Annotated in this window: 25 protein-coding genes, 2 pseudogenes and 1 riboswitch; of the genes and pseudogenes, 6 read left to right on the top strand and 21 right to left on the bottom strand. The window is 73.3% G+C overall.

All coding sequences use genetic code 11. The annotated features are described in order from the left end of the window. Positions 1 to 140: 140 nt before the first annotated feature. The 7 genes from ABZU46_RS14895 to ABZU46_RS14865 form a co-directional block, all read right to left on the bottom strand. The gene (locus tag ABZU46_RS14895) at positions 141 to 938 is read right to left on the bottom strand and encodes an RNA methyltransferase (protein WP_354857878.1); all 798 of its coding nucleotides are present in this window, start codon (positions 936 to 938) and stop codon (positions 141 to 143) included. A gap of 83 nt (positions 939 to 1,021) precedes the next feature. After that, complete coding sequence (gene rplT / locus ABZU46_RS14890) at positions 1,022 to 1,414, bottom strand: 50S ribosomal protein L20 (protein WP_088947486.1); 393 nt, start codon at positions 1,412 to 1,414, stop codon at positions 1,022 to 1,024. Positions 1,415 to 1,446: 32 nt separating this feature from the next. Next, a complete protein-coding gene (gene rpmI, locus ABZU46_RS14885; RefSeq protein ID WP_007458415.1) occupies positions 1,447 to 1,641 on the bottom strand; it encodes a 50S ribosomal protein L35 in 195 nt (64 codons plus the stop codon). A 20-nt stretch (positions 1,642 to 1,661) separates the two neighbouring features. Continuing rightward, the gene (gene infC, locus ABZU46_RS14880) at positions 1,662 to 2,312 is read right to left on the bottom strand and encodes a translation initiation factor IF-3 (protein ID WP_328655039.1); all 651 of its coding nucleotides are present in this window, start codon (positions 2,310 to 2,312) and stop codon (positions 1,662 to 1,664) included. A gap of 367 nt (positions 2,313 to 2,679) precedes the next feature. Then, on the bottom strand, positions 2,680 to 3,153 hold the full coding sequence (locus ABZU46_RS14875) for a PH domain-containing protein (RefSeq protein WP_354857826.1): 474 nt from the start codon (positions 3,151 to 3,153) through the stop codon (positions 2,680 to 2,682). A 170-nt stretch (positions 3,154 to 3,323) separates the two neighbouring features. Further along, complete coding sequence (gene hisG, locus ABZU46_RS14870) at positions 3,324 to 4,169, bottom strand: ATP phosphoribosyltransferase (protein ID WP_354857823.1); 846 nt, start codon at positions 4,167 to 4,169, stop codon at positions 3,324 to 3,326. Positions 4,170 to 4,214: 45 nt separating this feature from the next. Continuing rightward, positions 4,215 to 4,478 (bottom strand): phosphoribosyl-ATP diphosphatase, encoded by a 264-nt coding sequence (locus tag ABZU46_RS14865; RefSeq protein WP_234589761.1) that lies wholly within the window; start codon positions 4,476 to 4,478, stop codon positions 4,215 to 4,217. A 133-nt stretch (positions 4,479 to 4,611) separates the two neighbouring features. On the opposite strand from ABZU46_RS14865, the gene ABZU46_RS14860 reads away from it, so the two are divergent. From ABZU46_RS14860 to ABZU46_RS14850, 3 genes are read left to right on the top strand one after another with little or no spacing between them, the layout of a single operon-like run. Continuing rightward, on the top strand, positions 4,612 to 5,466 hold the full coding sequence (locus ABZU46_RS14860) for a transporter substrate-binding domain-containing protein (RefSeq protein ID WP_354857821.1): 855 nt from the start codon (positions 4,612 to 4,614) through the stop codon (positions 5,464 to 5,466). Next, positions 5,463 to 6,308 carry an amino acid ABC transporter permease gene (locus tag ABZU46_RS14855; protein WP_354857819.1) on the top strand — a complete coding sequence of 282 codons (846 nt, stop codon included), beginning with the start codon at positions 5,463 to 5,465 and terminating at the stop codon, positions 6,306 to 6,308. Before ABZU46_RS14860 ends, ABZU46_RS14855 begins: the two co-directional genes overlap by 4 nt. A 2-nt stretch (positions 6,309 to 6,310) precedes the next feature. Then, positions 6,311 to 7,054 (top strand): amino acid ABC transporter ATP-binding protein, encoded by a 744-nt coding sequence (locus ABZU46_RS14850; protein WP_354857817.1) that lies wholly within the window; start codon positions 6,311 to 6,313, stop codon positions 7,052 to 7,054. A 56-nt stretch (positions 7,055 to 7,110) separates the two neighbouring features. Here the strand turns inward: ABZU46_RS14850 and ribH are convergent, their stop codons facing one another. From ribH to rpe, 7 genes are all read right to left on the bottom strand, one after another. After that, the gene (gene ribH / locus ABZU46_RS14845) at positions 7,111 to 7,611 is read right to left on the bottom strand and encodes a 6,7-dimethyl-8-ribityllumazine synthase (protein ID WP_234589790.1); all 501 of its coding nucleotides are present in this window, start codon (positions 7,609 to 7,611) and stop codon (positions 7,111 to 7,113) included. Positions 7,612 to 7,613: 2 nt separating this feature from the next. Beyond that, positions 7,614 to 8,879 (bottom strand): bifunctional 3,4-dihydroxy-2-butanone-4-phosphate synthase/GTP cyclohydrolase II, encoded by a 1,266-nt coding sequence (locus ABZU46_RS14840; RefSeq protein WP_354857814.1) that lies wholly within the window; start codon positions 8,877 to 8,879, stop codon positions 7,614 to 7,616. Next, a complete protein-coding gene (pnuC, locus tag ABZU46_RS14835; RefSeq protein ID WP_354857812.1) occupies positions 8,876 to 9,565 on the bottom strand; it encodes a nicotinamide riboside transporter PnuC in 690 nt (229 codons plus the stop codon). The genes ABZU46_RS14840 and pnuC overlap by 4 nt, the downstream gene beginning before the upstream one ends. Further along, positions 9,565 to 10,203 (bottom strand): riboflavin synthase, encoded by a 639-nt coding sequence (locus tag ABZU46_RS14830; RefSeq protein ID WP_354857811.1) that lies wholly within the window; start codon positions 10,201 to 10,203, stop codon positions 9,565 to 9,567. The genes pnuC and ABZU46_RS14830 overlap by 1 nt, the downstream gene beginning before the upstream one ends. 1 nt (position 10,204) lies before the next feature. After that, complete coding sequence (gene ribD, locus ABZU46_RS14825) at positions 10,205 to 11,266, bottom strand: bifunctional diaminohydroxyphosphoribosylaminopyrimidine deaminase/5-amino-6-(5-phosphoribosylamino)uracil reductase RibD (RefSeq protein WP_354857808.1); 1,062 nt, start codon at positions 11,264 to 11,266, stop codon at positions 10,205 to 10,207. A gap of 160 nt (positions 11,267 to 11,426) precedes the next feature. Further along, positions 11,427 to 11,596, bottom strand: a riboswitch (FMN riboswitch). Between the two features lie 78 nt (positions 11,597 to 11,674). Next, positions 11,675 to 12,631: a response regulator gene (locus ABZU46_RS14820; RefSeq protein ID WP_354857805.1), complete on the bottom strand. Its 957-nt coding sequence runs from the start codon at positions 12,629 to 12,631 to the stop codon at positions 11,675 to 11,677. Position 12,632: 1 nt separating this feature from the next. Next, the gene (rpe, locus tag ABZU46_RS14815) at positions 12,633 to 13,313 is read right to left on the bottom strand and encodes a ribulose-phosphate 3-epimerase (RefSeq protein WP_354857803.1); all 681 of its coding nucleotides are present in this window, start codon (positions 13,311 to 13,313) and stop codon (positions 12,633 to 12,635) included. 254 nt (positions 13,314 to 13,567) lie between these two features. Here rpe and ABZU46_RS14810 point away from each other — a divergent pair, with 254 nt between their 5' ends. Then, positions 13,568 to 14,458, top strand: coding sequence for a septum formation family protein (locus tag ABZU46_RS14810; RefSeq protein ID WP_354857800.1), 891 nt, complete (start codon positions 13,568 to 13,570; stop codon positions 14,456 to 14,458). A gap of 84 nt (positions 14,459 to 14,542) precedes the next feature. Further along, positions 14,543 to 15,433: a septum formation family protein gene (locus tag ABZU46_RS14805; RefSeq protein ID WP_354857798.1), complete on the top strand. Its 891-nt coding sequence runs from the start codon at positions 14,543 to 14,545 to the stop codon at positions 15,431 to 15,433. A gap of 75 nt (positions 15,434 to 15,508) precedes the next feature. Here ABZU46_RS14805 and ABZU46_RS14800 read toward each other — a convergent pair. The 5 genes and pseudogenes from ABZU46_RS14800 to ABZU46_RS14780 all read right to left on the bottom strand — a co-directional run. Further along, a pseudogene (locus ABZU46_RS14800) lies at positions 15,509 to 16,891 on the bottom strand (transcription antitermination factor NusB); the annotation flags it as partial. 50 nt (positions 16,892 to 16,941) lie between these two features. Beyond that, positions 16,942 to 17,868 (bottom strand): methionyl-tRNA formyltransferase, encoded by a 927-nt coding sequence (fmt, locus tag ABZU46_RS14795; protein WP_354857796.1) that lies wholly within the window; start codon positions 17,866 to 17,868, stop codon positions 16,942 to 16,944. Positions 17,869 to 17,873: 5 nt separating this feature from the next. Then, complete coding sequence (gene def / locus ABZU46_RS14790) at positions 17,874 to 18,431, bottom strand: peptide deformylase (RefSeq protein ID WP_354857793.1); 558 nt, start codon at positions 18,429 to 18,431, stop codon at positions 17,874 to 17,876. A 45-nt stretch (positions 18,432 to 18,476) separates the two neighbouring features. After that, positions 18,477 to 19,745, bottom strand: coding sequence for a cytochrome P450 (locus tag ABZU46_RS14785; protein WP_354857790.1), 1,269 nt, complete (start codon positions 19,743 to 19,745; stop codon positions 18,477 to 18,479). 82 nt (positions 19,746 to 19,827) lie between these two features. Continuing rightward, complete coding sequence (locus ABZU46_RS14780; protein ID WP_354857788.1) at positions 19,828 to 22,305, bottom strand: tetratricopeptide repeat protein; 2,478 nt, start codon at positions 22,303 to 22,305, stop codon at positions 19,828 to 19,830. Positions 22,306 to 22,553: 248 nt separating this feature from the next. On the opposite strand from ABZU46_RS14780, the gene ABZU46_RS14775 reads away from it, so the two are divergent. Continuing rightward, the gene (locus ABZU46_RS14775; RefSeq protein ID WP_354857787.1) at positions 22,554 to 23,834 is read left to right on the top strand and encodes a hypothetical protein; all 1,281 of its coding nucleotides are present in this window, start codon (positions 22,554 to 22,556) and stop codon (positions 23,832 to 23,834) included. Between the two features lie 79 nt (positions 23,835 to 23,913). On the opposite strand, the gene ABZU46_RS14770 is transcribed toward ABZU46_RS14775, so the two are convergent. Beyond that, the gene (locus ABZU46_RS14770) at positions 23,914 to 24,897 is read right to left on the bottom strand and encodes an AAA family ATPase (RefSeq protein ID WP_354857784.1); all 984 of its coding nucleotides are present in this window, start codon (positions 24,895 to 24,897) and stop codon (positions 23,914 to 23,916) included. A gap of 247 nt (positions 24,898 to 25,144) precedes the next feature. Beyond that, positions 25,145 to 25,351 (bottom strand): annotated as a pseudogene (locus ABZU46_RS14765) (primosome assembly protein PriA); the annotation flags it as partial.

The following is a 25,351-nucleotide window of genomic DNA, read 5'->3' as shown; positions in this document are numbered from 1 at the left end:
CAGCCCGCCGGTAGGAGTTGCGCAGGGAGCAGGTCAGGCCCGCCGCCCGCCGACACCGGCGGGCTGGCTAAACGAACGCCGTGTCGCGTTCATGGGCGGATGCTCTCCCCTGCTGTCGGTCGCGCCGGAGGTGGTCACCGTCAGCGCTGCGCTCTCGCTGAAGCGTACAGGCAGACCGCCGCGGCGGCAGCCAGGTTGAGGCTCTCCGCGCGCCCGTACAGCGGCACCCGCACCCGGGCGTCGGCGGCGGCGGTCAACTCCTCGGGCAGGCCGTGCGCCTCCGAGCCGAACAACCACGCGGTGGGCCCGACGAGCCGGCCGTAGTCGGTCAGGTCGTCCAGGTCGTCGTCGCCGTACCCGGTGGTGGCGAAGATCGACAGCCCGGCGGCGCGCAGCGCGTCGACCACCGCGACCGGGTCGGGCGCGCGGACCACGTCGACGTGGAAGAGGCTGCCGGCCGAGGCCCGCACACACTTGCCGTTGTACGGGTCGACCGCGTCCCCGGCGAAGACCACCGCACCCGCGCCGGCCGCGTCGGCGGTGCGCAGCACCGTGCCGGCGTTGCCCGGATCGCGGATCTCGGCGAGCACCGCCACCAACCGGGGCCTGCCGGCGAGGGCCTGCTCCAGCGGCACGTCGAGGTGCCGGCAGACGGCGACCAGCCCCTGCGGGGCGACGGTCTCGGCCAGCGCGGCGAGCGCGTCGTCGGTCACCTCGGAGACCGGCACGTCGGCGCGGGCCGCCGTCGCGGCGAGCTCCGGGTGCCGGTCCAGCGCGGCGGGCGTACCGAACAGCTCGGTGACCACCCCCGGCCGTGCGAGGGCCTCGCGGACCGCCTGCGGGCCCTCGGCCAGGAACAGGCCGGTGGCGTCGCGGTCCCGGCGGCGCTGCAACCGGCGGGCGGCGACAACCCTTGGGGTACGCGGGGTGAAAGCCATCATGGGTGGTCCTCCGACACGATTGAGGCGCCCCCCGGACGGCGGTGCCGACACGGGAGACGCCTCGTTCTGGTGCGTGGGGATCAGGCGGCCTGAGCCGCCGCGCCGCCGGTGCCCTCGGCCGTGACCGCGGCCCGGGCCAGCTCGACGATCGCCGCGAAGGAAGCGGCGTCGTTGACAGCCATGTCGGCCAGGATCTTGCGGTCGACCTCGATGCCGGCCAGACGCATGCCCTGGATCAGGCGGTTGTAGGTCATCCCGTTCGCCCGGGCGCCTGCATTGATCCGCTGGATCCACAGCTGCCGGAAGTCGCCCTTGCGGTCACGACGGTCCCGGTAGGCGTACTGCATCGAGTGCAGCACCTGCTCCTTGGCCTTGCGGTACAGCCGGGAGCGCTGACCGCGGTAACCACTCGCGGACTCCAGCAGGGTACGACGCTTCTTCTGGGCGTTCACAGCCCGCTTGACGCGTGCCATCTCAACTCCTTATTACGTAAAGGTGGCGCGCGTCAGCGGCCGAGCAGCTTCTTGATGCGCTTGACGTCGGCCTTGGCCAGCACGACCGTGCCGGTCAGCCGGCGGGTCTGGGTGGAGGGCTTCTTCTCCAGGTTGTGACGGAGGCCGGCCTGCTGGGCAACGATCTTGCCCTTGCCGGTCACCTTGACCCGCTTACCCATACCCGTGTGGCTCTTCATCTTCGGCATGTGGAACGTCTTCTCCCCTGTTACTCGCCGCTGGTGTCGGCGGCGAGGCCGGTGTCACCGGCTGCTGCGGTCTCGCTGACCGCCGCGGTCTCATCGGCTTCCGGAGCGGCGGACTCGTCCGCTGCCCGGTCCCGAGGTCCGCCGCGGGACGCCGTAGCGGCGACCGCGGAGGCCTTCACGGCCCGATGCGGAGCGAGAACCATGATCATGTTTCGGCCGTCCTGCTTCGGAGCGGCCTCGACGTATCCCAGTTCCGTGATCTCGGATTCGAGCCGGCGCAGGAGCCGGTAACCCAGCTCCGGGCGGCTCTGCTCGCGACCGCGGAACATGATCGTCACCTTGACCTTGTCGCCCGCCTTGAGGAACCGCACCACGTGACCCTTTTTGGTCTCGTAGTCGTGCGGGTCGATCTTCGGACGGAGCTTCATTTCCTTGATGACGGTCTGCTGCTGATTACGCCGCGCTTCGCGCGCCTTGAGTGCGCTCTCGTACTTGAACTTGCCGAAGTCCATGAGCTTGCACACCGGCGGGCGCGCCATCGGCGCAACCTCGACCAGGTCCAGATCGACGTCCGCGGCCAGCTGAAGGGCGCGCTCCAGCGGGACGATGCCCACCTGCTCACCCTCGGGGCCGACCAGTCGGACCTCACGTGCCCGGATCTGCTCGTTCACGCGTGGTTCGACGCTGATGGGGCCTCCTCGAGTCGTTTCTGCTCTGTCGCCGACCCCTGCGGCTCCCGGGTGGGAACCGACCCGGAAAGCAGAAGGCCCCGGCGCATGCCAGGGCCCGCTCGACCGGTCGGCGTGATCACAGGATCACACGTCCGGGACCGGGACGTGCCCGGAACCGGTGACCGGACCCGGCCACCGTGGCGGCGACTCGGGTGGGAGCAGGCGCTCCGCTTTCAAGGCTGTCTGCTCGCATGCGGAGACAGCCTGGTCGACGCGACAACAGTACACCGCCGCCTCGCTCGCCCCCAAACCGGGCACCCCGGCCGTGAGCAGCGCCGACGGTGGCGCAGGTCGGCGAGCGGCGGGGTCAGCTGCCGGCGGCGCGCTGGGCGAGGCGGTTCAGGTGGGCCTCGTGCAGCCGGCGCAGGGCGCGGACCCCGTCGACGGCCAGCTCCTTGTCGGCCGCCTGCAGGGCGACCATCGGCAGCAGGTCGTCGTCGTGCAGCTCCAGGCTCGCCCACGGCGCGCCCCGGTCGAAACGGACCCCCCGGACAACCTCCCAGGGCAGCTCGTACGAGCTGATGACGTTGCGCACCCGGATGACCCGCGCGTCCGCCTCCACCCGCGGGCGGGTGAACAGCAGGAAACCCAGCGCCCCGAAGATGCCCAGACCGATCATGGCGATCTGGTCGCCACGCTGGAAGCTGCCGTAGCCGTCGCCGGTCGGCCCGCTCAGCGAGGTGGCGACCACGGCGAACACCACCACCAGCGCGACCGCCGCCGACCAGCACACCACCCGGATGCGGCGGGGCTTGAGACGGACCAGCTCGGTGTCACTCACCCCACCAGTCTGCCACCCGTACCCGCCCCGCAGACGCACCACCCGCCGAGCCATCACTCAGCGTCCCGCGACGCGCCCATGCCGGCGCGGCGCGGTTGATCAGTCGAGATCAGCGAAACGGGGGTGTCCCGCGCGGGCGGACACCCCCGTCTCAGCGATCCCGTGAACGCTCAGAGGCGGCAGGCGTGGATGTTGGTCACCAGGATGGCGCGGGCGCCCAGCTCGTACAGCTCGTCCATGATCCGGTGCACGTCGTCGCGGAGCACCATGGCCTGCACTGCCACCCAGCCCTCGCGGTGCAGCGGCGACACGGTGGGCGACTCGATGCCGGGGGTCAGCCCGCTGGCGCGGTCCAGCAGACCGGCCGGGACGTCGTAGGCGAGCATCACGTAGCGGCGGGCCACCAGCACGCCGTGCAGGCGGCGCAGCAACTGCTCGGCCTGCGCGTGCGCCGGTGCGCCGGCGCGGCGGACCAGCACCGCCGACGAGCGCAGCAGCGGCTCGCCGAACACCACGAGGCCCGCCTGGCGCAGGGTCGCGCCGGTCTCCACCACGTCCGCGATCACGTCGGCGACACCGAGGCGTACGGCGTTCTCCACGGCGCCGTCGAGGCGGATCACCTCGGCCTTGACGCCCGCCTCGTCGAGGTGCCGCTCGACCAGCCCCGGATACGCGGTGGCGATCCGGTGCCCGCCCAGATCCCGCACGGAGGCGATGTCGTCGGGGCGGGCGGCGAAGCGGAAGGTGGCCCGACCGAAGGCGAGGTCGACGACCTCCTCGGCGGGTGCGGCCGAGTCGATCAGCAGGTCCCGGCCGGTGATGCCGAGGTCGAGGTCACCGGAGCCGACGTAGGTGGCGATGTCCTTGGGACGCAGGTAGAAGAATTCGACATCGTTGGCCTCGTCGCGGCAGACGAGGTCCTTGGGGTCGGTGCGCTGGCGGTAGCCCGCCTCACGCAGCATCTGGGCGGCCGGCTCGGCCAGGGTGCCCTTGTTGGGGATGGCGACACGCAACATGACGGAGTGCTCCTTCGATCGAATCTGATCAACGACGGGGCGCACTCACAGATGTCGGTAGACGTCCTTCAGTTCGAGACCGCTGGCGAGCATCAGCACCTGGACCTGGTAGAGCAGCTGGGAGATCTCCTCGGCGGTACGCTGCGGCCCCTCGTGCTCGGCGGCCATCCACGACTCGGCCGCCTCCTCGACAACCTTCTTGCCGATGAAGTGCACGCCCTTGTTCAGCGCGGCGACGGTGCCCGAGCCCGGGGTGCCGGCGGCGGCCTTGGCCTGCAGCTCGGCGAACAACTCCTCGAACGTCTTCACGGGGAACGATTCTTCCAGCCGCCCGGCCGGCGCCCCGAGTCCGGGTCCACCGCGACCCAGCAGACGGACTATTCCCTATCAGCATGGTGGGAAAATCTTCGATCGACGCCCATGGACCTCTACGCTGTCCGCCATGGCCAGCCGCTCACGCCTTTTCGCGCTCACCCTCGCCGGCGTCGTCGTCGCCACCGCCGGATGCGCGCCACAGGACGAGGAACCGACACCCACCGCCACGCCGTCCTGCACGAAGGACAGCCTGCCCACCCGTACGCCGGGCAAGCTCACCATCGCCACCGACCAGCCGGCGTACGAGCCGTGGTTCCGGCAGGACAAGCCGGACAGCGGCGAGGGCTTCGAGGCCGCCGTCGCGTACGCGGTGGCCGAGAAGCTCGGCTACGCCCGGGGCGACGTCACCTGGACCCGGGTCAAGTTCGACACCGCGATCGCGCCCGGGGAGAAGAACTTCGACTTCGACATCAACCAGTTCTCCGTCACCGAGGAGCGCAAGCAGGCGGTGGACTTCTCGGCCCCGTACTACCTGGTACGGCAGACCGTCATCGCGCTGAAGTCCTCGAAGATCGCCGGCAAGACCTCGCTGGCCGACCTGCGCGGCGCCCGGCTCGGCGCCCAGGTCGGCACGACCAGCTACCAGGCGATCACGGACGTCATCAAGCCGTCCGCGAAGCCGCAGGTCTACAACAGCAACGACGACGCCAAGAAGGCCCTGCAGAACGGGCAGGTCGACGGGCTCGTGGTGGACCTGCCGACCGCCTTCTACATCACCGGCGCGGAGATCGCCGACGCGACGATCGTCGGGCAGGTGCCGCAGGTGGGCGTGCCGGAGGCGTTCGGGCTGCTGCTGGACAAGAACTCGCCGCTGACCCGCTGCGTGAGCGGCGCGGTCGGTCAGCTCAGCGAGGCCGGCACGCTGACCGAGCTGGAGCAGAAGTGGCTCGCGCAGGTGGCGGGGGCGGCCGAGCTGAAGTGACGCCGCGGGAACACACCCCGTCCGCGGCGCAGCTGCGGCGGTCGGCGTACCGGCGTCGGCAGAGCCTGCACAGCGTGCTGATCGCGGCCTTCTCCACGGCGGCGCTCGGCACGTTGCTGGTCGTCGCCGTGACCGGCGCGCCGGGCTGGGACCGGGTCCGGCAGTCGTTCCTGGACCCGCGGATCGGCGCCGACGCGCTGCCTGCCGTGCTGGACGGGCTCTGGCTCAACGTCCGGCTGCTGGTCTGCTGCGCGGCCGGCGCGCTGCTGCTTGGGCTGGTGATCGCCGTGCTGCGGACACTGCGCGGCCCGGTCTTCTTCCCGGTACGGGCGCTGGCCGCCGGCTACACGTACACCTTCCGGGGTCTGCCCCTGATCATCGTGCTGTACCTGCTCACCCTCGGCGTGCCCGGGCTGCGGCTGCGGGGCATGCCGTCGGTGCTGGTGCTCGGCGGGCTCGCGCTGGTGCTCACCTACGGCGGCTACCTGGCCGAGGTGTTCCGGGCCGGCATCGAGTCGGTGCACCCCAGCCAGCTCGCCGCGGCCCGTTCGCTGGGCCTGACCTACCGGCAGACGATGCGGCACGTGGTGCTGCCGCAGGCCGTCCGCCGGGTGGCGCCACCGCTGCTCAACGACGTGGTGGCCCTGCAGAAGGACGTCGGCCTGGTCTCGCTCGCCGGCCCGATCGACGCGGTCCGGGCCGCCCAGATCGCCACCGCCCAGTCGTTCAACTACACCCCGTACGTCGTGGCCGGGGTGCTGTTCGTGCTGCTCGCGATCCCGCTGATCGCCGTCACCGACTGGGTGACGCTGCGCTCGGCCCGTCGCCAGTCGGGAGGCTGACCATGGCGCTGCTGCGCTGCCGGGGCCTGCGCAAGGAGTTCGCCGGCCACGTCGTGCTGGACCGGCTCGACCTGACGGTCGCCGAGCACCGGGTGGTGGCCCTGATCGGGGCGTCCGGGTCGGGCAAGTCCACGCTGCTGCGGTGCGTGAACCTCCTGGAGGAGGTGGACGACGGCACCATCGAGCTGGACGGGGAGGACATCTCCGACCCCCGGGTGGACGCCGACCGGGTCCGTCGGCGGATCGGCATGGTGTTCCAGGCGTACAACCTGTTTCCGCACCTGAGCGTGCTGGACAACATCACCCTCGCGCCCCGGCGGGTGCACCGGCGGTCCCGCGCCGAGGCCGAGGCCCAGGCCCGCGACCTGCTCGACCGGGTGGGGCTGGGCGCGAAGGCGCACGCCTACCCGGACGCGCTCTCCGGCGGGCAGCAGCAGCGGGTGGCGATCGTGCGGGCGCTGGCGAACTCGCCCCGCCTGATGCTGCTCGACGAGGTCACCTCGGCCCTGGACCCGGAACTCGTCGGCGAGGTGCTGACGATGATCCGGGACCTGAAGGCCGACGGGATGACCATGGTGCTGGCCACCCACGAGATGGGCTTCGCCCGGGAGGTCGCCGACGAGGTGTGCTTCCTCGACGCGGGGCGCGTCGTCGAGAGCGGCCCACCGGAGCAGGTGCTCGGCGAGCCGACGCAGGCCCGCACCCGTCAGTTCCTGCGCCGCATCATCGAAGCCGGCCGACTCTGAGGCCAGCCGGCTCTGAGGCCAGCCGGCACCGAAGCAGAGCAGCGCCGAAGGCGGCGTCAGCCGCCGAAGCCGACCCGCTGCGCGTTGCCGGCGGCCACGGTCCGGACGGCCAGCGCCGCGTCGAGCGCCGCCACGGTCGCCGCCCAGCCCTTGTCCTCCGCCGAGCCGGGCAGCCCGGCCCGGTCCCGGGCCTGCTCGATGGTCTCCACGGTGAGCACGCCGTGCGCCACCGGCTTGCCCTCGTCCAGCGCCACCCGGGTCAGCCCGTCGGTGACCGACCGGCACACGTAGTCGAAGTGGGCGGTGGCGCCCCGCACGACCACGCCGAGCGCGACCACCACGTCGCAGCGGCGGGCGAGGGCCTGGGCGACGACCGGCAGCTCCACGGAGCCGGCGACACGCGCCACCACGGACCGCGCCCCGCACGCCTCGGCGGCGGCGACCGCGCGCTCCAGCATGTGATCGGTCAGATCGCCGTGCCATCGTGCGGCCACCACCCCGACGGTCAACCCCGCAGCGTCGACCGCCTCGACTCCCGGCTCGCCGAAACCCGCCATCGTCATGCTCCGATCTCGTCGTCGGCGACCGGACGCCCCAGCGGCGCCTCGGACACCTCGTCCAACTCGTCCAGCAGGTGACCCATCCGGTCCCGCTTGGTGCGCAGGTAGCGCAGGTTCTCCGGGTGCGCGCCGGCCGGCAGGCTCTCGCGGCCGGTGACGGTGAGCCCGTAGCCCTCCAGCCCGGCCCGCTTCGCCGGGTTGTTGGTCAGCAGCCGCATCGAGCGCACGCCCAGGTCGTACAGGATCTGCGCGCCGGTGCCGTAGTCGCGGGCGTCGGCCGGCAGACCCAGGTCGAGGTTGGCGTCCACGGTGTCGCGACCCTGGTCCTGCAACTGGTACGCCTGCAGCTTGTGCAGCAGGCCGATGCCGCGTCCCTCGTGCCCGCGCACGTAGAGCACCACGCCGCGGCCCTCGCGGGCGACCCGGGCCAGCGCGGCGTCCAGCTGCGGCCCGCAGTCGCAGCGCAGCGAGCCGAACACGTCCCCGGTCAGGCACTCGGAGTGGACCCGGACCAGCACGTCCTGACCGTCGCCGAGGTCACCGAGCACCATCGCGACGTGCTCGGCCGGGTCGTGCTCGGCACGGTAGCCGAGCGCCCGGAACACCCCGTGCCGCGTCGGCATCCGGGCGTCGGCGACCAGCTCGACCTGCTTCTCGGTACGCCGCCGGTAGGCGATCAGGTCGGCGATGGTGATCAGCGTGAGGCCGTGCTCGGCGGCGAACTTCTCCAGGTCCGGCAACCGCATCATGGTGCCGTCGTCGTTGACCAGCTCGCAGAGCACGCCGGCCGGGCGCAGCCCCGCGAGCCGGGTCAGGTCGATCGCCGCCTCGGTGTGCCCGGGTCGGCGCAGCACCCCGCCCTCGCGGGCGCGCAGCGGCACCACGTGCCCGGGCCGGGCCAGGTCGGTCGGATCGGTCGCCGCGCCGGCGAGAAGCCGGCTGGTGTGCGCGCGGTCGGCCGCCGAGATGCCGGTGCTGATCCCCTCCCGGGCGTCCACGGTCACCGTGTACGCGGTGCCGCGCCGATCCTGGTTGGTGTGGTGCATCGGCGGCAGGTCGAGCCGGTCGGCCTCGCTCTCGGTCAACGCCACGCAGACGTACCCGGAGGTGTGGCGCACCATGAACGCCATCAGCTCCGGCGTGGCCCGCTCGGCCGCGAAGATCAGGTCGCCCTCGTTCTCCCGATCGGCGTCGTCGACCACGACGACCGGCCGCCCGGCGGCGATCTCGGCGATCGCCTCGTCGATATCGGCGAAGCTGCTCATGCGACGGCCTCCGTGTAGGTGGGCGGGAGTGCGGCGGCCGGCCTGGTGGCGCGCGAGGTGCGCCACCAGGCGGCGAAGCCCCAGGCGCAGAAGGCGCCGTAGACCAGGTACATGGCCGCCGACGGGTAGAACCCGCCGCGCAGCAGCAGCGGCACGCCGACCGCGTCCACCGCGATCCACACCAGCCAGAACTCGACCCAGCCACGGGCCATGCCGTAGGTGGCCAGCAGACTGCCGGTGAGGATCCAGGCGTCCGGCAGCGGGCCCCAGGAGCCCAGCGCCTTGAGCACCGGGTACGCGGCGGCGGTGCCGACGACGGCGGCCAGCAGCAGCACGAGCCGCTCCCGCCCGGTGGCCCAGCGCGGCAGCACCGCGGCGTGGTCGGCGTCGACGCGGCTGTTGCGACGCCACCGCCACCAGCCGTAGACGCTCACCGCGAAGAAGAACACCTGCCGGCCGGCCTGCCCGTACAGGTCGTGCGCCTGCGGGGTGGCGAACACCCCGCCGAGGAAGACGGTGAACAGCAGCGCGTTGCCGATCATGCCGACCGGCCACGCCCAGACCAGCCGGCGCAGCCCGAGCAGCGCGGAGACCAGCCCGAACACATTGCCGACGATCTCCCGGGCCAGCACCGGCGAGCCGGCCACCTGCACCTGGGCGTCGAGCAGCCAGCCGAGGGGGCCCATCAGGCCACCCCGCCCGTGCTCGGGGTCGCCCCGGAAGCGTCGGCGAGCCGGGCGCCGAGCAGCCGCTCGACGTACTTGGCCAGCACGTCGACCTCCAGGTTGACCGGGTCGCCGACGCCCTTCGCGCCGAGCGTGGTCAGCTTCAGGGTGGTCGGGATCAGCCCGACGGCGAACTCGTCCGCGCCCACCTCGGCCACGGTCAGCGACACGCCGTCGATGGTGATCGAGCCCTTCTCCACCACGTACCGGGCCAGGGCGGCGGGCAGCCGGAACCGCACCGTCTCCCACTGCTCGGCCGGTTCCCGGGAGATCAGTTCGCCGACGCCGTCGACGTGGCCCTGCACGAGGTGCCCGCCGAGGCGGCTGCCCAGCGCCGCCGCCCGCTCCAGGTTGACCGGGTCGCCGGGACGCAGCGCGCCCAGCGCGGACCGGCGCAGGGTCTCGCCCATGACGTCGGCGGTGAAGATGCCGTCGGCCGCGTCCACCACCGTCAGGCAGACGCCGTTGACGGCGATGGAATCACCGTGGCGGGCGTCCGAGGTGACCAACGGGCCGCGCACGGCGACCAGCGCCGAATCGCCCGCCGTGGCCGTGACCCGGACGATCTCCCCCAACTCCTCGACAATGCCGGTGAACATGTCAGCCCTCCCTTTTGCGGGGCAAAGCGGTGATCCGGAGATCCGGACCGACCTGCGTAACGTCCACGAACTCCAGATCGATGGCCTCAGCGATGGTCGTCACTCCCGCGTCGACCAGGGCGGTGGGGCCGGCGCCGAGCAGCCGGGGCGCGACGTACCCGACGATCTTGTCGACCAGGCCGGCGGCCAGGAACGCGCCGGCCAGCCGGGGGCCGCCCTCCAGCAGCACCGCGCGGACCCCGCGCTGGTGCAGCGCCGCGAGCAGCGCCGACAGGTCGACCCGGCCGTCCGGGCCCGCGCCCACCTCGGCCGCGGTCGCGATCCACGTCCGCGCGGCGCCGTCGCGGACCCGGGCGTCGAAGGGGGTACGCCCCGAGCTGTCCACCACCACCCGCAGCGGCTGCCGGATGGCCAGGCTGCCGTCGCGCAGGTTGCGGGCGGTCAACCGGGGGTCGTCGGCGAGCACGGTGCCCACCCCGGCGACGACCGCGTCGACCGTGCCGCGCAGCGCGTGCACGTCGATCCGGGCGGCCTCCGAGGTGATCCACATGCTGGTGCCGTCCGCGGCGGCGGACCGGCCGTCGACGGTGGCGGCGTACTTCCAGATGACGTACGGCCAGCCCCGGCGCATCGAGGTCAACCACGCGACGTTGCCGGCCTCGGCCTCGTCGCCGCGTACCCCCAGATCCACCTGGACCCCGGCGGCGCGCAACGTGGCGGCGCCGCCGGAGGCCACCGGGTTCGGATCGGGCACCGCGATGACCACGCGGGCCACCCCGGCCTGGACGAGCGCGGTGCTGCAGGGGCCGGTGCGGCCGGTGTGGTCGCAGGGCTCCAGAGTGACGACCGCGGTGCCGCCCTCGGCGCGCGGGCCGGCCTGGGCCAGCGCGACGATCTCGGCGTGCGGCCCACCGGCGTAGGCGTGGAAGCCCTCCCCCACGACCTCGCCGTCGGCGTCGAGCAGCACGCACCCGACCACCGGGTTGGGGCTGGTGGTGCCCAGCCCGCGAGCCGCCAGCTCGATCGCACGCCGCATCGCCTCATCGACGGAGACGCTGGCCATCGCCCTGTTCTGCCCTCTCACTCGCCGGTCCGCGCGCGGGCGGTCAGGGAGGCGGCATGGACCGCGGGCAGGCGGCGGCGGAGTCCGGGTACGGCACAGCCGACCCGGATGGGCGGCACGGCACGCTGACGCCAGCGGCCGGCTCGGACCCGTCCGTCCCGCGCGCTGTCTCCCATCCGGACTGTCTGGGCGCGGACGAACCGCCCCCAACCGTCGGCCCCGGATTTTCACCAGGTCCACCGGGCGGCAAGCCGTCCGGGTCGCGGGCTGACCACGGTTGGACCGTGGATCACCGCCGGTTCGGAATTTCACCGAGTCCCGCCAGCGCGTGGTGGGTACTCCGCAGTCTTACACGCCGAACGCGGTGTGTCCTTATCCAGGCGAGCTAGTTCACAGCGGGATCACGCGTCAGGAGACGCCGCGCCGCCGGTCCACCGCCACGTACGACCCCGGCTGGCTCTTGGCGACCGTCTTCATCTCCGAGGCCACCGCGATCGCCTCCAGGGGGTCGGTGAACCGCTTGCCGGCGTCGGAGAGGGAGACGCCGATGGACAGCGTGACCAGGGCGGCCCGGCGGATGTTGCCGCGCCGGTCCTTCAGCTCGACGAAGCCGCGCTCACGGTCGGTGGCGTCGTAGAGCGTGTCGGCGGACTTCTCGAAGTCGACCACCGCCCGGGAGGTCAGCGGGCGGACCTGGTCCGGCGCGCAGACGATCACGAAGTCGTCGCCGCCGACGTGACCGAGGAACGCCGGCGGCAGACCCACCGCCACCACCGCCCGGTGCAGGCTACGGGCCAGCGCGGAGATGAAGTCGTCGCCACGCACGAAGCCGTACCGGTCGTTGACGCTCTTGAACCGGTCGATGTCGATGTAGCCGACCGCGTAGTCCACGCCGTGCCGGACCCGGTCGCTGATCTCCCGCCGGATCCGGCTGTTGCCGGGCAGCCCGGTCAGCGGGGAGACCTCCCGGAACTCCTTGTTGCGCCGCAGCGTCGAGGAGACCCGGGCCACCAGCTCGGCGGTGTCGAACGGCTTGACCAGGTAGTCGTCCGCGCCGGCGCTGAGCCCGTGGACCTTGTCGACGGTCATCCCCTTGGCCGTCAACATGATCACCGGAATGGCGGAGGTCATCGGGTCGGCGCGCAGCCGTCGGGTCAGCTCCAGCCCGTCGATGCGGGGCATCATGAGGTCGACCACGGCCAGGTCCGGCCGTTGCCGCTCGATGACCTCCAGGGCCTCCTGGCCGTCACTGGCGTGGATCACCTCGAAGCCGTGCAACCGCAGGTTGAACTCGACGAACCGAGCGATGTCCGCGTCGTCGTCGACGACGAGGATGATGTCCTTGCGGTCGGCCTCCGGCTCCACCTCAGGCCCCGGGCGCCGCGCGCTCCGCCAGGGCCCGCAGTCGCCGGACCGCCTCGGCCGGGTCGGCGGCGCCGTAGACGGCGGTGCCGGCCACGAACGCGTCGGCGCCGGCGGCGGACGCCTGCTCGATGGTGTCGGCGGCGATCCCGCCGTCCACCTCGATGCGCAGCTCCAGGTGGCCGGCGTCGACGTGCCGGCGGGCGGCGCGGACCTTGTCCAGCAGCTGCGGGATGAACCGTTGCCCGCCGAAGCCCGCCTTGATCGTCATGATCAGCAGGGTGTCGAAGCTGGGCAGCAGCTCCAGGTACGGCTCGATCGGGGTGTCCCGGTCGATGGCCAGCCCGGCCTTCGCGCCGGCCGAGCGCAGGTCCTTGGCGAGCGCCACCGGGTCGTCGGCCGCCTCGGCGTGGAACGTGACGTTGTATGCCCCGGCGTCGGCGTAGCCGGGGGCCCACCTACGCGGGTCGGAGATCATCAGGTGCACGTCGAACGGCATCGTGGTGGCGGCCCGCAGGCTCTGCACGACGGGCAGCCCGATGGTCAGATTGGGCACGAAATGGTTGTCCATCACGTCCACGTGCAACCAGTCCGCGGCGTCCTCGACGGCACGGACCTCTTCGGCGAGGCGGGCGAAATCGGCGGCCAGGATGCTCGGCGCGACGATCGGCGGCGGTACGGTCACGGGGCCAGTGTACGAACGCGGCCACCCGCCGCCCGCAGCACGGCACCAACTCCGACACGCTGTGATCCAGCAGTGACCAGTAGTGCAGAATAAGCCGGTCCGGGCCATCGATTCCGGACGAACAGACATCAGTGGCTGGCCGATCGACCCAAACGCGACGACACTCCAACCGGGACGGTGCCGTAGGCTGCACGCCCGCCGGGGTCGCGCCGCGGGGCGCGGTGACCGGTCGCCAGCTCCCGGGAGGGCGGACGATGCGACGGTGGCTTCCAGCGCTGGCGCTGGTCGGCATCACGACGATGCTGCTGGCCGGCTGCGGTCCGGCACGAGGCGCGGACGGTGACCTCACCGACGACTGGCCGGCACTGCGGGTTCCAAGACCGTTCACCCCCGCCACCGACACCTGCCTGCCCCGGATCACCTCCGTCGTGCAGGCCAGCACGTACGAGACGGTCGACTGCGCCCGCAGCCACCTCGCCGAGGCGATCCACGTCGGCACGTTCACCGGCACGGCCGCGCAGGCCGGCACCCGGCCGGGCCCGGGCTCGACCGCGCTGCGCGCGGCCCGCTCGGAGTGCGACCAGCGGGCCCGGGAGGTGCTCGGCGGCGACTGGCACACGGCCCGGCTCACCCTGACGCTCTCGCTGCCCAGCGGCCCAGCCTGGACCGGCGGCGCACGCTGGTTCCGCTGCGACCTCAGCGAGACCGACAGCATCGACAACACCCGGCCGGTGAACCGCGTCGGCAGCCTGCGCGGGGCGTTGATCGGCGACACCCCGCTGACCCACGGCTGCTTCGACCCCAAGCTGATCGGCGACAACCTCAACTACATGGCCCCGGTGCTCTGCACCGAGCCGCACCGCGCCGAGTTCGTCGGCGTCTACGAGGAACGGGACATGAGCTGGGCCGAGTTCACCCGCGCGGGCGAGCAGGCGCACCGGCGCTGCATGGCGTTGATCGCCACGTACGCGGCCGTGCCGAACAACAGCGACCTGCCGTACCGGGCCGGGTCCATCTACTACCCACCGTCGCAGCGGGAGTGGGACGAGGGCGACCGTGGAGTGCGCTGTTTCCTGTGGAGCGACGACCGCAAACTCACCCGTTCGATGCGCGGCGCCGGCCCCGAGGGACTGCCCGCGATCTGAGTCGCGGTGCCGTATGCTGCTGCGCCGTGGCGCTACCGGCCGGCTGGGGGCCGTCCGGAGGTCACCAGCGGCGGGAGGTCGACGATGCGACGGTGGTTGACGGCGATTGCCGGGGGCGCGGTGGTGGCCCTGGCGCTCACCGGCTGTGGCGCACCCGCCGGAGTCGACCGTGACCTCATCGACGACTGGCCGGCGCCCGTGGTGGCGCAGCAGTTCGTCCCCGCCGCCGGCGTCTGCCACCACTCCTCCCAGCAGGTCGGCTTCCTCAGCGGCTACAACCCCATGGAGTGCGCCGAGTCGCACCGGGTGGAGACCCTGCACGTCGGCACGCTCACCGGCCCCGGCACCGAACGCGGCACACCTCCGCCGCCCGGCTCGGTGGGCATGCGGGCCGCGCAGGCCGGCTGCGAGACGGAGGTCAACAAGGCCGTCGGCGGCGACTGGCGCTCCGGGCGCCTCGGGCTCGCCGTCGTGCTGCCCTCGCCGGCCGCCTGGGCCGGCGGGGCCCGCTGGTACCGCTGTGACGTCACCGAGATCGCCAGCATCGACGACACCGCAGTCGACCTGCGCACCGGCAGCCTGCGGGGTGCCCTGACCGGCGCGTCGCCGCTGGCGTACCGCTGCTTCAACCCCAAGCTGGACAAGGACAAGATCGAGGAGATGGTGGCGGTGTCCTGCACCGCCAAGCACCACGCCGAGTTCGTCGGGATCTGGCAGGCCCCGGACATCAGCTACGCCGAGTTCAACCGCACCACCAAGCGCACCCACCGGGCGTGCCAGTCGGTGACGGCCAAGTACGCCAAGGTGCCCGACAACTCGCAGCTCGACTTCCGCGCCGGAACGATCTACTACCAGCCGTACGAGCAGGAGTGGCGCAACGGCAACCGCGGCGTGCAGTGCTTCCTCTGGATCAGCGACCGGGACCTGACCCGCTCGCTGAAGAACGCCGGCACCAAGGGCCTCCCGGTCACCTGATTCCGGCCGGCACGACCGCACCCGGCCGGCTCGGCCGGGTGCGGTGTCGCGTTCAGCCCTCGCGCGGGGCGGCTGTCAGCCCTTGCGCAGGACGGCGAGGAACATCGCGTCGGTGCCGTGGCGGTGCGGCCAGAGCTGCACGGTGGGGCCGTCGCCCAGGCCGGGCATGCCGGCCGGCAGCAGCGGTCGGGCGTCGACGAAGTCCACCGACACGCCGCTGCGGCGAGCCGCCTCGGTGACCGTCACGTGCGTCTCGACGGTGTGCGGCGAGCAGGTGACGTAGGCGACCAGCCCGCCCGGTCGGACCGCCCGCAGCGCGGCGCCCAGCAACTCCCGCTGCAGCCGGGTCAACGGCGGCAGGTCGGAGGGCTGGCGGCGCCAGCGCGACTCGGGCCGGCGACGCAGCGAGCCCAGCCCGGTGCACGGGGCGTCCACCAGCACCCGGTCGAAGTGGCCCTCCGGCAGCTTCGGGTCCGCGCCGACCTCACGACCGTCGGTGGCCACCACGGTCACCGGCAGACCCCGGGTCGCCTGGGACACCAGCCGAGCCCGGTGCTCGGCCACCTCCACGGCGGTCAGGTGGGCGCCGCGCTGCGCGGCCAACGCGCCGAGCAGGCCGGCCTTGCCGCCCGGACCGGCGCACAGGTCCAGCCAGCGCCCGTCCGGGCCGTCCAGCGGCGCGTCGGCGAGCGCGGCGGCCACGAGTTGGGAGCCCTCGTCCTGGACGTGGGCGCGACCGTCGACCACCGCCGGCACGTCGCCCGGGGCGCCGCCGGGAAGGTAGACGGCGTACGGCGAGAAGGCGCCGGGCGCGCCGCCGACCTGGTCGGCCAGCTCGATCGGGTCGATCAGGCCGGGACGGGCGCACAGGTGCACCGGGGGACGCTCATTGTCCTCGATCAGGAGCCGGGCGGTCTCGCCCAGGTCGCCGTCGAGCGCCTCGGAGAAGGCCCGCACGATCCACTGCGGGTGGCTGTACGCCAGCGCCAGGTGCCCGACCGGGTCGGTCTCGATCGGCGGGGCGAGCTTGGCCACCCACCCGTCGATGTCGCGGGTGGACACCTCGCGCAGCACCGCGTTGGCGAACCCGGCGGCGCCCGGCGCGACCGAGCGGACCAGGTCCACGGTCGACGACACGGCGGCGTGCGGGGGCACCCGGGTGTGCAGCAGCTGGTACGCCCCGATCCGCAGCGCGTCGCGCGCCGGCGGGTCGATGCGGGCCACGTCCCGCCCGGACGCGTCGCTGAGGATCGCGTCGAGCGTGCCGAGGTGGCGCAGGGTGCCGTAGGTCAGCTCGGTGGCGAACGCGGCGTCGCGGCCGTACAGCCCCTCCTCGCGCAGGATGGTGGGCAGCACCAGGTTGGCGAAGGCGTCGTCGCGGTGCACGGCGGCCACCGCCTCGTACGCCACGCGTCGTGGCCGGTCCAGGGGCGGCCGGGTCGGCCGGCGGTCGCCGCCGCGGCCGGCGGACGAACCGCCTCGGAACGGACGCGTTCCCTCCGGGGCCGTCACGCGAGACCCTCGCCGGCGCTGACGCGGACGCCGCGCGCCCAGTCGGTGGCCGCCATGGCGCGCTTGCCCGCGGCGCGGACCTCGCCGAGGCGCACCGGCACGGTGGCCGTGCCGGCCAGCACCCGGTTCTTCTCCACCAGCAACTCCCCTGGTTTCAGGTCCGGGCCGTCGGCCACCGGTGCGACCGGGCCGAGCTTCACCCGCTCGTCCCGGAAGGTCGTCCACGGCCCTGGGGCCGGCGTGCAGGCGCGGATCCGCCGGTCCACCGCGAAGGCCGGGTCACCCCAGCGCACCCGGGCGTCCTCCACGGTCAGCTTCGGCGCCAGCGACACCCCGTCGGCGGGCTGCGGCTCGGCGCGCGCGGTGCCGTCGGCGATCCCGTCGAGCACCGCCACCAGCAGCCCGGCGCCGGTGTCGGCGAGCCGCTCCAGCAGGTCGCCGGAGGTGTCGCCGGGGCGGATCTCGTCGGTCAGGGTGCCGAAGACGGGGCCGGTGTCCAGGCCCTGCTCCAGTTGGAAGACGCTGGCCCCGGTCAGCTCGTCGCCGTGCAGCACGGCGTGCTGCACGGGCGCGGCGCCCCGCCAGGCGGGCAGCAGCGAGAAGTGCAGGTTGATCCAGCCGTACCGGGGGATCTCCAGGGCGGCCGGCGGAACCAGCGCGCCGTAGGCGACCACCGGCACGCAGTCCGGGGACAGCTCGCGCAGCCGGTCGAGGAACTCCGGGTCGCGGGGGCGGGCCGGCGTCAGCACCTCGACGCCGTGCTCGTCGGCCCACGCGCCGACCGGGGAGCGGGACAGGCCACGCCCCCGCCCGGCGGGCGCGTCGGGCCGGGTGACCACGGCGACCAGCTCGTGCCGGGAGGCCGCGACGGCGGCCAGGGCGGGCACGGCCACCGCCGGCGTACCGGCGAAGATCACACGCATCCGGGTCACCGACCCAGACCGAAGGGGTCGCTGATGTGCGGGCTGAGCTTGACCGTGGGCGGGGCCGCCGCGTCGTACCACTCGGCCTGGCGGATCGCCTTCATGGCTTCCTTGCGCCCCTCCGGGTCCAGTCGGTCCAGGAAGAGCACCCCGTCGAGGTGGTCGGTCTCGTGCTGCACGCAGCGCGCCATCAGGCCGGTGCCGACGATCTGCATCGGGTCGCCGAACGAGCTGAAGCCCTTGGCGATGACGTTCTGCCGGCGCTTGGTGTCGAAGTAGAGCCCGGGGATGGACAGGCAGCCCTCGGGGCCGTCCTGCTCCTCCTCGTCGGGGAACTCCAGCACCGGGTTGACCAGGTGCCCGAGCACGTCGTCGACGTCGAAGGCGAACACCCGCAGGCTGACACCGAGCTGCGGCGCGGCCAGGCCGGCGCCGTTCTGCTCACGCATCGTGTCGGTGAGGTCGGCGACGAGCCGCCGTAGCTCGGCGTCGAAGTCGACCACCGGATCGGCCGGCGTGCGCAGCACCGGATCCCCAAAAAGACGGATGGGCTGGACGGTCACGCGGGACGGCTCCTTCATCAGGCGGGCGAGCGGTGCCGTACCAGTCTACGGAGTGCTCCCGAGCGCCCCGGCCGGCGTACCTCGATCGGCCACCGCCGGTGTGCCCAGCGTCACGGGCAGGCTCTCGTAGCCGCGCAGGGTCAGGCGGGTCCGGTGCCGAGGCTGCCCCGCCAGGGCCAGCTCGGGCAGACGGCGCAGCAGCATCGGGAACGCCAGCTGCGCCTCCAGCCGGGCCAGGCCGGCGCCGAGGCAGTAGTGCGGGCCGGCGCCGAAGGACAGCGGGTGCGCCTGCTCGCGGGTCGGATCGAAGCGCCCCGGGTCGGGGAACCGGCGCGGGTCGCGGTTGGCCGCGCCGAGCAGCAGCAGCGCCGTACTGCCGGCCGGCAGGTCGAGCCCGCCGCAGCGCACCGGCGCGGTGCTCGTCCGGGTGGTCAGCTGCACCGGGGAGTCGTAGCGCAACAGCTCCTCGACGTACGCCGGGGCGAGCCCGGGGTCGGCGCGCAGCGCCGAGGCGGCCTCGGGGTGGCGCAGCAGCACCACCAGGCCGTTGCCGAGCAGGTTGGTGGTGGTCTCGAAGCCGGCGACCAGCAGCACGACCAGGTTGGCCAGCAGTTCGTCGCCGGCGAGCCGGGCGCCGTCGGCGTCGTGCACCTGGACCAGCGCGGTGGTCAGATCATCGGCCGGTGCCCGGCGTCGGGCGACGATCAGCTCGACGAAGTAGTCGCGCAGCTCGGCGGCGCCCGCGTCGGCGACGGCCAGCTCCTCGGTGGTGATCTCCGGCTCCAGCACCCCGGTCAGGTCGCCGGCCCAGCGGCGGAACAGCGGCCGGTCCTGCGCCGGCACGCCGAGCAGCGCGCAGATCACCCCGACCGGCAACGGGTACGCGAAGTCGGCCAGCAGGTCGATCGGCTCGCCGTCACGGGCGCGGGCAATCATCGCGTCGAGCAGTTCCTCGGCCTGGGCGTGCACCACGTCGCGCATCCCGGCGATCCGACGCGGGCTGAACGCGCCGGCGGCGAGTCGGCGCATACGGCTGTGATCGGGCGGATTGGTACGCAGCATGGACCGGGCGATCGACGTGATCGCCGGGCTCTGCCGCCAGTTCGGCCAGATCTGGTCCCGCAGCGCGTCGTCGAGCACCCCGAGCCGGGGGTCGCGCAGCAGCTCGTCGACCTCCGGGTAGCCGGTCACCACGTACATGCCGGGCAACGCCTGCACCACCGGGCCGTGCGAGCGCAGCCGTTCGTACGTCGGGTACGGATCGACGCGTCCCTGCGGCGACATGAGCAGCGTGAGCGCCTCGGCAGCATCCATGGCTGGCCTCCCCCGTCGATGCGTCGGAGGCTCCATCATCCCGGTGCCGCCGGCAGCCGGCATCCCCCGCCCGGCACGCGCGTCAGCCCGGGGCGGTTGCCGCCCGGCTCAGCAGGGCGCGGACCCGCTCGCCGTCGGGGTGACCGAGGTCGTCGAGGATGCCCAGGGCACGCCGCCAGGTACGCGCCGCGCCGGCCGGGTCCCCCGCCGCGTGCCGGCTCTCGCCGAGCCGGGCGAGGGTGTCCGCCTCGTCGTAGCGGTCGCTGATCCGCCGGTACAGCCGCAGCGCCCGCCCGTAACAGCGGACCGCCTCCCGGTGGTCGCCCAGCCGCGCGTGGATGAAGCCGAGGCTGTCCCAGGTGTTCGCCTCACCGTGCCGGTCGCCGGTCCGGCGCAGCAGCGCCAACGCCTGCTCGCAGTGGGCGAGCGCCGGGCGGTACTGGCCGAGCTGGGCGTGCGCCCAACCCACCGCGTTGCGGGCGCTGGCCTCCCCGGCCAGATGGCCGGCGTCCCGGTACAGCGCGAGAGCCCGCCGCACGTGGTCCAGCGCCTCGGCGTACCGGCCGAGGCCGTCGAGCATCGCGCCGAACGCCCGGTGGGTACGCGCCTGCCCGGTGTGGTCACCCAGCGCCCCGAAGAGCGCCAGGGCCTGCCGGTAGTTGCTCGCCGCCTCGTCCACCCGGCCCAGCCGGGACAGCACCCGGGCGAGGTCGCGGTGGGCGTTCGCCTGCCCGAGTCGGTCCCCCGCCCGCCGCGCCCCGGCCAGGGCGGTCCGCTGGGCGACGGCCAGATCCGGCCACCGCCCCCGGCGTTGCAGAAAGTCCACAAGCGTCCACGCGAGCTGCCAGGGGTGACCGTCGAAACCGGCACGTTTCGCGTGCGCGACCGCCGCCAGCAGCACCGGGTATTCGATGGTGAACCAGTCGAGCGCCTGCGCGTGGTCGGTGATCTCCTCGGGCGCCACACCCGGTGGGGCCGCCGCCAGTGCGACCGGATCGCGCCCCGGCTGCAGCAGCAGCGCGGCCGCGTGCGCGGTGTGCAGGTAGTGGTCCAGCCCGCGCCGGATCGCGGCCCGCCGTGCCTCGGGCGGCTCGAGTCGGTCGGCCTGCTCGGCGGCGTACGCCCGGAGCAGGTCGTGCGCGCCGAACCGGCCGGGGGCGTGCTCGCTGACCAGATGGGCGTGGGCCAGCTCCGCCAACAGCCGGGGCACCTGCTCCCGTGGCAGCCCCGCCAGGCTGGCCGCCGCGGCGACCCCGATGTCCGGGCCGGGGTGACAGCCGAACAGCCGGAACAGCCGTGCCGCCGCGGGCGTGAGGCTCCGGTACGACCAGGAGAAGACTGCCTGCACGTCGGTGCCGGCGTCGCCACCGTCGAAGGAGTCCAGCGGGCGCGGCGCCGCGCGCAACTCGGCGGCGAGGGTGGCCAGGGAGAAGGCGGGATTCGCCGCACTCCGCGCGGCGAGCACCGCCAGGGCCAGCGGCAGCCGCGCACATCGCTCGATTATCTCGTCCACGGCCTGCGGCTCGACCGCCAACCGGTCGGCGCCGAGCCGCCGGGCCAACAGCTGCCAGGCCTCGGCGGCGCTGAGCAGCTCGACGCCGACCGGCCGGGCACCCTCGGTGGCGACCAGGCCGGCCAGCAGGTTACGGCTGGTCACCAGGACCAGGCAGGTCGGGCTGCCGACCAGCAGCGGGCGAACCTGGTCGGCATCGCGGGCGTTGTCCAGCAGCACCAGCATCCGGCGACCGGCGAGCAGGCTGCGGTAGAGCCCCACCTGCGCGGGCAGGTGGGTGGGGATCCGTGCGGGCGGCACCTCAAGGGCCTCCAGGAAACCCCGTACCGCCTCGACGGTCGTCACCACCGTTCCCGTGGAGTCGAATCCGCGCAGGTCGACGTAGAGCTGGCCGTCCGGGAAGCGGTCGGCGACCCGGTGCGCCCAGTACACCGCCAGCGTCGTCTTGCCCACCCCGGCCGTGCCGGACAGCGTCACCACGGTGGCCGGCGCCCGGCCGCCGTCGCCGGAGGTGTCCAGGCCGGCACAGGCGACATCGAGCTGGGCGAGCTGGGCGGCACGTCCGACGAATCCGGGCAGCGCCGGGGGCAGTTGGCGGGGCACGGGGAAGCGGGTCGGGGCGGCCCGGGTGCCGCCGCTGCGGGCCCGTACGGCCCCGGCGCCCGCCCGGCCGGTGGCCGCGTGGTCCCGCGTCGGACGTCGACGTCGCTCCTCGATCCGGTCCCGCGCGGTGGCCAGCACTCCCTGCTCGGTGGGGGTCGCCCCGAGCAGCCGGATGAGCGCGTCGAACCGCTCCGGCGGGGGCAGGATGTGGCCGGCGAAGTACTCCCCGATGATCCCGCGCGACCAGCCGGTCTTCGCCGCCAACTGCCGGTACGTCAGCCGCGTCTCCCCCTGCTGCCGGGCTTCGCGGCGGCGCAGCTGGCGCAACAGGCCGGCCAGCTCTGACAGGGTCTGCGCCTCGACACCGCCGCGGGCCACGTCGAACGCCGCGGGCGGCCCCTGCGGTGCTCGACGAACGCCGGACGGTACCCGTTGGTCGGACATGCGGCCCCCACCCCCTACCGGTCACCCGGCCGCCCCGGGTGCCGACACGGGCAGGCTAGTTGCGGTCACACACCGCTAGATAGGAGGCGGCCGATGTCTGACAGTTCCACATCGGACCGCTGCCCCGTCCGGCGGTGTCCGACGGTGTCCAGTCCCGTCCAGGATCGCCGTGCTGAACCGACGTCTCGTGCCACCGTCCCTGGTGCGGGTTCGGCCCGCGCCACGAAACCCTGGGGAAGGGGCACCAGATGATCCGTCCACACCCGACCGTTCGACGGTCCACGACGATGCTGCGTCGCATCGCCGTCACCGCGTGCGGCCTCACGCTGCTCGTCGCGGGCGTGAGCGCCGCACCGGCCACCGCCGCGCCGAAAGGCAAGGCCACCACCACCGGATCGTTCGTCGACAGCACGGCGGTGCCCGGCGGCTTCGCCTCCTGGTCGGAGCTGCTCGGGTTGCAGCAGCGGATGAACACCGCCGCCGCGCAGATCACCAACGCGGCGCAGCGCAGCGCGAACTCCGGCTTCGCCGGTATCGTCGCCGATCCCACCACCCGTCAGCTCCAGGTCTACTGGAAGGGCGAGCCGCCGGCCCGCCTCGTGGCCAACGCGCGGGCCACCGTCGCGACGACGGTGCTGCCCGCCGCGTACTCACAGCGGGAGCTGATGGTCGCGGCCGACCGGCTGCGCGCCACGGCCGGCGGCAAGATCACCACGGTGGGGCCGCGCGCCGACGGCGCCGGCCTGCTCGTCGGTACGCAGAGCGGGCTGCTCGGCGCGACGGCTCTCGCCGGCGTCCCGGTGACCGTGCAGACCGGCGTCGCCGCCGCGCCCGCGACCCGGTGGGACGACACGTCGCCCTGGTGGGGTGGCGCAGCGTGGCGCAACACCGCCACCGGTGGCGGCTGCTCGACCGGCTTCGGGGTCTTCCAGGGCGGGGTGTCGCGGATGCTCTCCGCAGCGCACTGCGCCAACCTCAACGTCCTCGCGACCGACCCGACCGGGCAGACGATCGGCACCGTCGGAACCCGCAACGTCAGCAGCGACACCCTGCTCATCGCCGGCACCTCCGGCGGCCGGGTCTTCAACAACAGCACCGACGCGGCCGGCGGGGTGGTCAGCGAGTTCAGCAACCAGGTGATCGGCGCGCAGGCCAGCCAGGTCGGCAACTGGGTGTGCACCTCCGGCGCGTACTCCGGCACCCGCTGCTCGATCCAGGTGAAGGCCCGCAACCTGTGCATCAACGTGCGTAACTTCGGCACGGTCTGTGGCCAGGTGCAGGCCGAGAACACCACCCGCACCAACGCCGTCGGCCAGGGCGACAGCGGCGGCCCGGTGGAGATCGTGAACCCGGCGAACACCCTCCAGGTCTGGGCGACCGGCACGAACACCGCCATCGACGACACCAACACCGCGACGGCGTGTACGGGCTACGTCCCCACCGGGCGGGTGTGTGCCTGGCGGATGTACTACGAGGACATCTTCTCCGGCATGGCCGGCGTCGGCGCCTCGGGCGTGGTCCTGGGCTGACGCCTCGCGGCGAACCGTCGGTCGAGCCGACGGCCGGGCCGGCGCGCACCCCGCGCGCCGGTCCGGTTCCGCGCTGGGCTCAGGCGCCGACGCCCCGGTCCGCGGCGAGCACGGCGTCGCCGCCGAGCAGCGCCGGCTCGGGCAGCGGCAACTGGATCTTGTGGGCCGCCTCCCAGTCGTAGACCAGGCCGGGGCGCACGTGCGCGGCGAAGTAGTCCACGGCGCTCATCCCGCCCACCACCGGCTCGTCGACCTCGGCGACCAGCTGGGCGGGGACCAGGGAGAAACCGTTCTGGACGGCGGCGCTGAGCCGACGGTGACCGTCGACGACGAAGAAGTACTCGCCGGTGAAGCCGATCTTCAGCGGCTCCAGGGACTCGTCGCCGGCCTCGGCCACGTCGCCGACGAACTCGCTGTCCCAGAGCCCGCGCAGGGTCGCGATGTCCTCGGTCGGGTAGATCCGCGCCGGGTCGAGCAGCAGCAGCGGCGAGCCGTCGCGCAGCACGTCGGCGCCGAGCGTGCCCTCGTACGCGGCGATGATGTGCTCGACCACCTCGGCGGCGGAGGCCCGGGTCGTGTCGCAGATCAGGTCATAGTTGCGCAACCGTGCCTTGTCCACCCCGTAGCGGACGATAAACCGGCTGCGCTCGCTCTCGCTGCGCTCGCGGAGCTTGGCCTTCGCCTCCTCCAGCGAGGCGTAGCTCTCCGCCGGGCCGGACGGGCGGGCCAGCACCCGACGGGCCGCCTCCCCCGGCTCGGTGATCATGTGCACCTTGAGCGCGTCGGTGAAGAAGTGCCAGGCCAGCCGCGAGTCCATGATCAGATGCTCGCCGGAGGCGGCGATGTCGCGCTGGAGCTGATCGACGTAACCGTCGACGGCCTGGTCCAGCTCGGCGTGCAGATTGAGCTGCAGGGCGGTCATCTGCCGCTGCTGCGCCATCTCCCGGTAGAGGTCGCCCACGCTGACCCGGCGCATGCCGAGCCGCTTGGCGATCTCCACCGACACGGTGCTCTTGCCGCTGCCGAGGTCGCCGTTGAAGACGATCGATTGTCGAACGGTCACGACTGGTCCACCCCTGATAACCGGCTTCCTGACATCATCGACATCGCGTCCGACCGGCGCGTTCCCGGCCCGCCCGCCTTCGGGCGGCGCCGTGACCTGGGGCCGTCGTACGACCGAGCATGACGGGCGATGCTACCACCTCGGCGCCAGCGCTTTGCCGGACGCGGTGTGCGGGCGCCACCCGTCAGGCCGGCTTCCGCCCGCCGGCCGCGCCCCCCGGGAAAGCGGCCGCGCCCTGGGAAAACGGTCAGAACAGGCTCAGCGGATCGACCTGGAGACGAACCGGATCGGCGGCCTTGCGGGCGGTGCGCACCCCGGCGGCCGAGTGCAGGGCCTCGGCGAGCGCGGCGGCCCGCGCCCGGGGCACCCGGACCAGCATCCGCTCGCGCCCCTCGTCGGCCGGCACCGGCCCGAGCACCTCGGCGTCGCCGGGCAGCCGGGCCGCGGCGAGCAG

It is taken from the genome of Micromonospora sp. NPDC005197 (assembly GCF_040608295.1).
Classification (GTDB): Bacteria; Actinomycetota; Actinomycetes; order Mycobacteriales; family Micromonosporaceae; genus Micromonospora.
The sequence above is the reverse complement of the archived record's forward strand: the minus strand, read 5'-3'. Positions and strand labels throughout refer to the sequence as shown.

Coding starts and splice junctions, on each gene's coding strand:
- rpmI (WP_007458415.1), bottom strand. CDS start 1,641: ATGCCGAAGATGAAGAGCCACACGGGTATGGGTAAGCGGGTCAAGGTG.
- ABZU46_RS14805 (WP_354857798.1), top strand. CDS start 14,543: ATGCGACGGTGGTTGACGGCGATTGCCGGGGGCGCGGTGGTGGCCCTG.
- ABZU46_RS14830 (WP_354857811.1), bottom strand. CDS start 10,203: ATGTTCACCGGCATTGTCGAGGAGTTGGGGGAGATCGTCCGGGTCACG.
- hisG (WP_354857823.1), bottom strand. CDS start 4,169: ATGTTGCGTGTCGCCATCCCCAACAAGGGCACCCTGGCCGAGCCGGCC.
- ABZU46_RS14840 (WP_354857814.1), bottom strand. CDS start 8,879: ATGAGCAGCTTCGCCGATATCGACGAGGCGATCGCCGAGATCGCCGCC.
- ABZU46_RS14780 (WP_354857788.1), bottom strand. CDS start 22,305: ATGTCCGACCAACGGGTACCGTCCGGCGTTCGTCGAGCACCGCAGGGG.
- rplT (WP_088947486.1), bottom strand. CDS start 1,414: ATGGCACGCGTCAAGCGGGCTGTGAACGCCCAGAAGAAGCGTCGTACC.
- ribH (WP_234589790.1), bottom strand. CDS start 7,611: ATGGCGGGTTTCGGCGAGCCGGGAGTCGAGGCGGTCGACGCTGCGGGG.
- pnuC (WP_354857812.1), bottom strand. CDS start 9,565: ATGGGCCCCCTCGGCTGGCTGCTCGACGCCCAGGTGCAGGTGGCCGGC.
- ABZU46_RS14860 (WP_354857821.1), top strand. CDS start 4,612: ATGGCCAGCCGCTCACGCCTTTTCGCGCTCACCCTCGCCGGCGTCGTC.
- ABZU46_RS14810 (WP_354857800.1), top strand. CDS start 13,568: ATGCGACGGTGGCTTCCAGCGCTGGCGCTGGTCGGCATCACGACGATG.
- ABZU46_RS14850 (WP_354857817.1), top strand. CDS start 6,311: ATGGCGCTGCTGCGCTGCCGGGGCCTGCGCAAGGAGTTCGCCGGCCAC.
- fmt (WP_354857796.1), bottom strand. CDS start 17,868: ATGCGTGTGATCTTCGCCGGTACGCCGGCGGTGGCCGTGCCCGCCCTG.
- ABZU46_RS14785 (WP_354857790.1), bottom strand. CDS start 19,745: ATGGATGCTGCCGAGGCGCTCACGCTGCTCATGTCGCCGCAGGGACGC.
- ABZU46_RS14775 (WP_354857787.1), top strand. CDS start 22,554: ATGATCCGTCCACACCCGACCGTTCGACGGTCCACGACGATGCTGCGT.
- ribD (WP_354857808.1), bottom strand. CDS start 11,266: ATGGCCAGCGTCTCCGTCGATGAGGCGATGCGGCGTGCGATCGAGCTG.
- ABZU46_RS14895 (WP_354857878.1), bottom strand. CDS start 938: ATGGCTTTCACCCCGCGTACCCCAAGGGTTGTCGCCGCCCGCCGGTTG.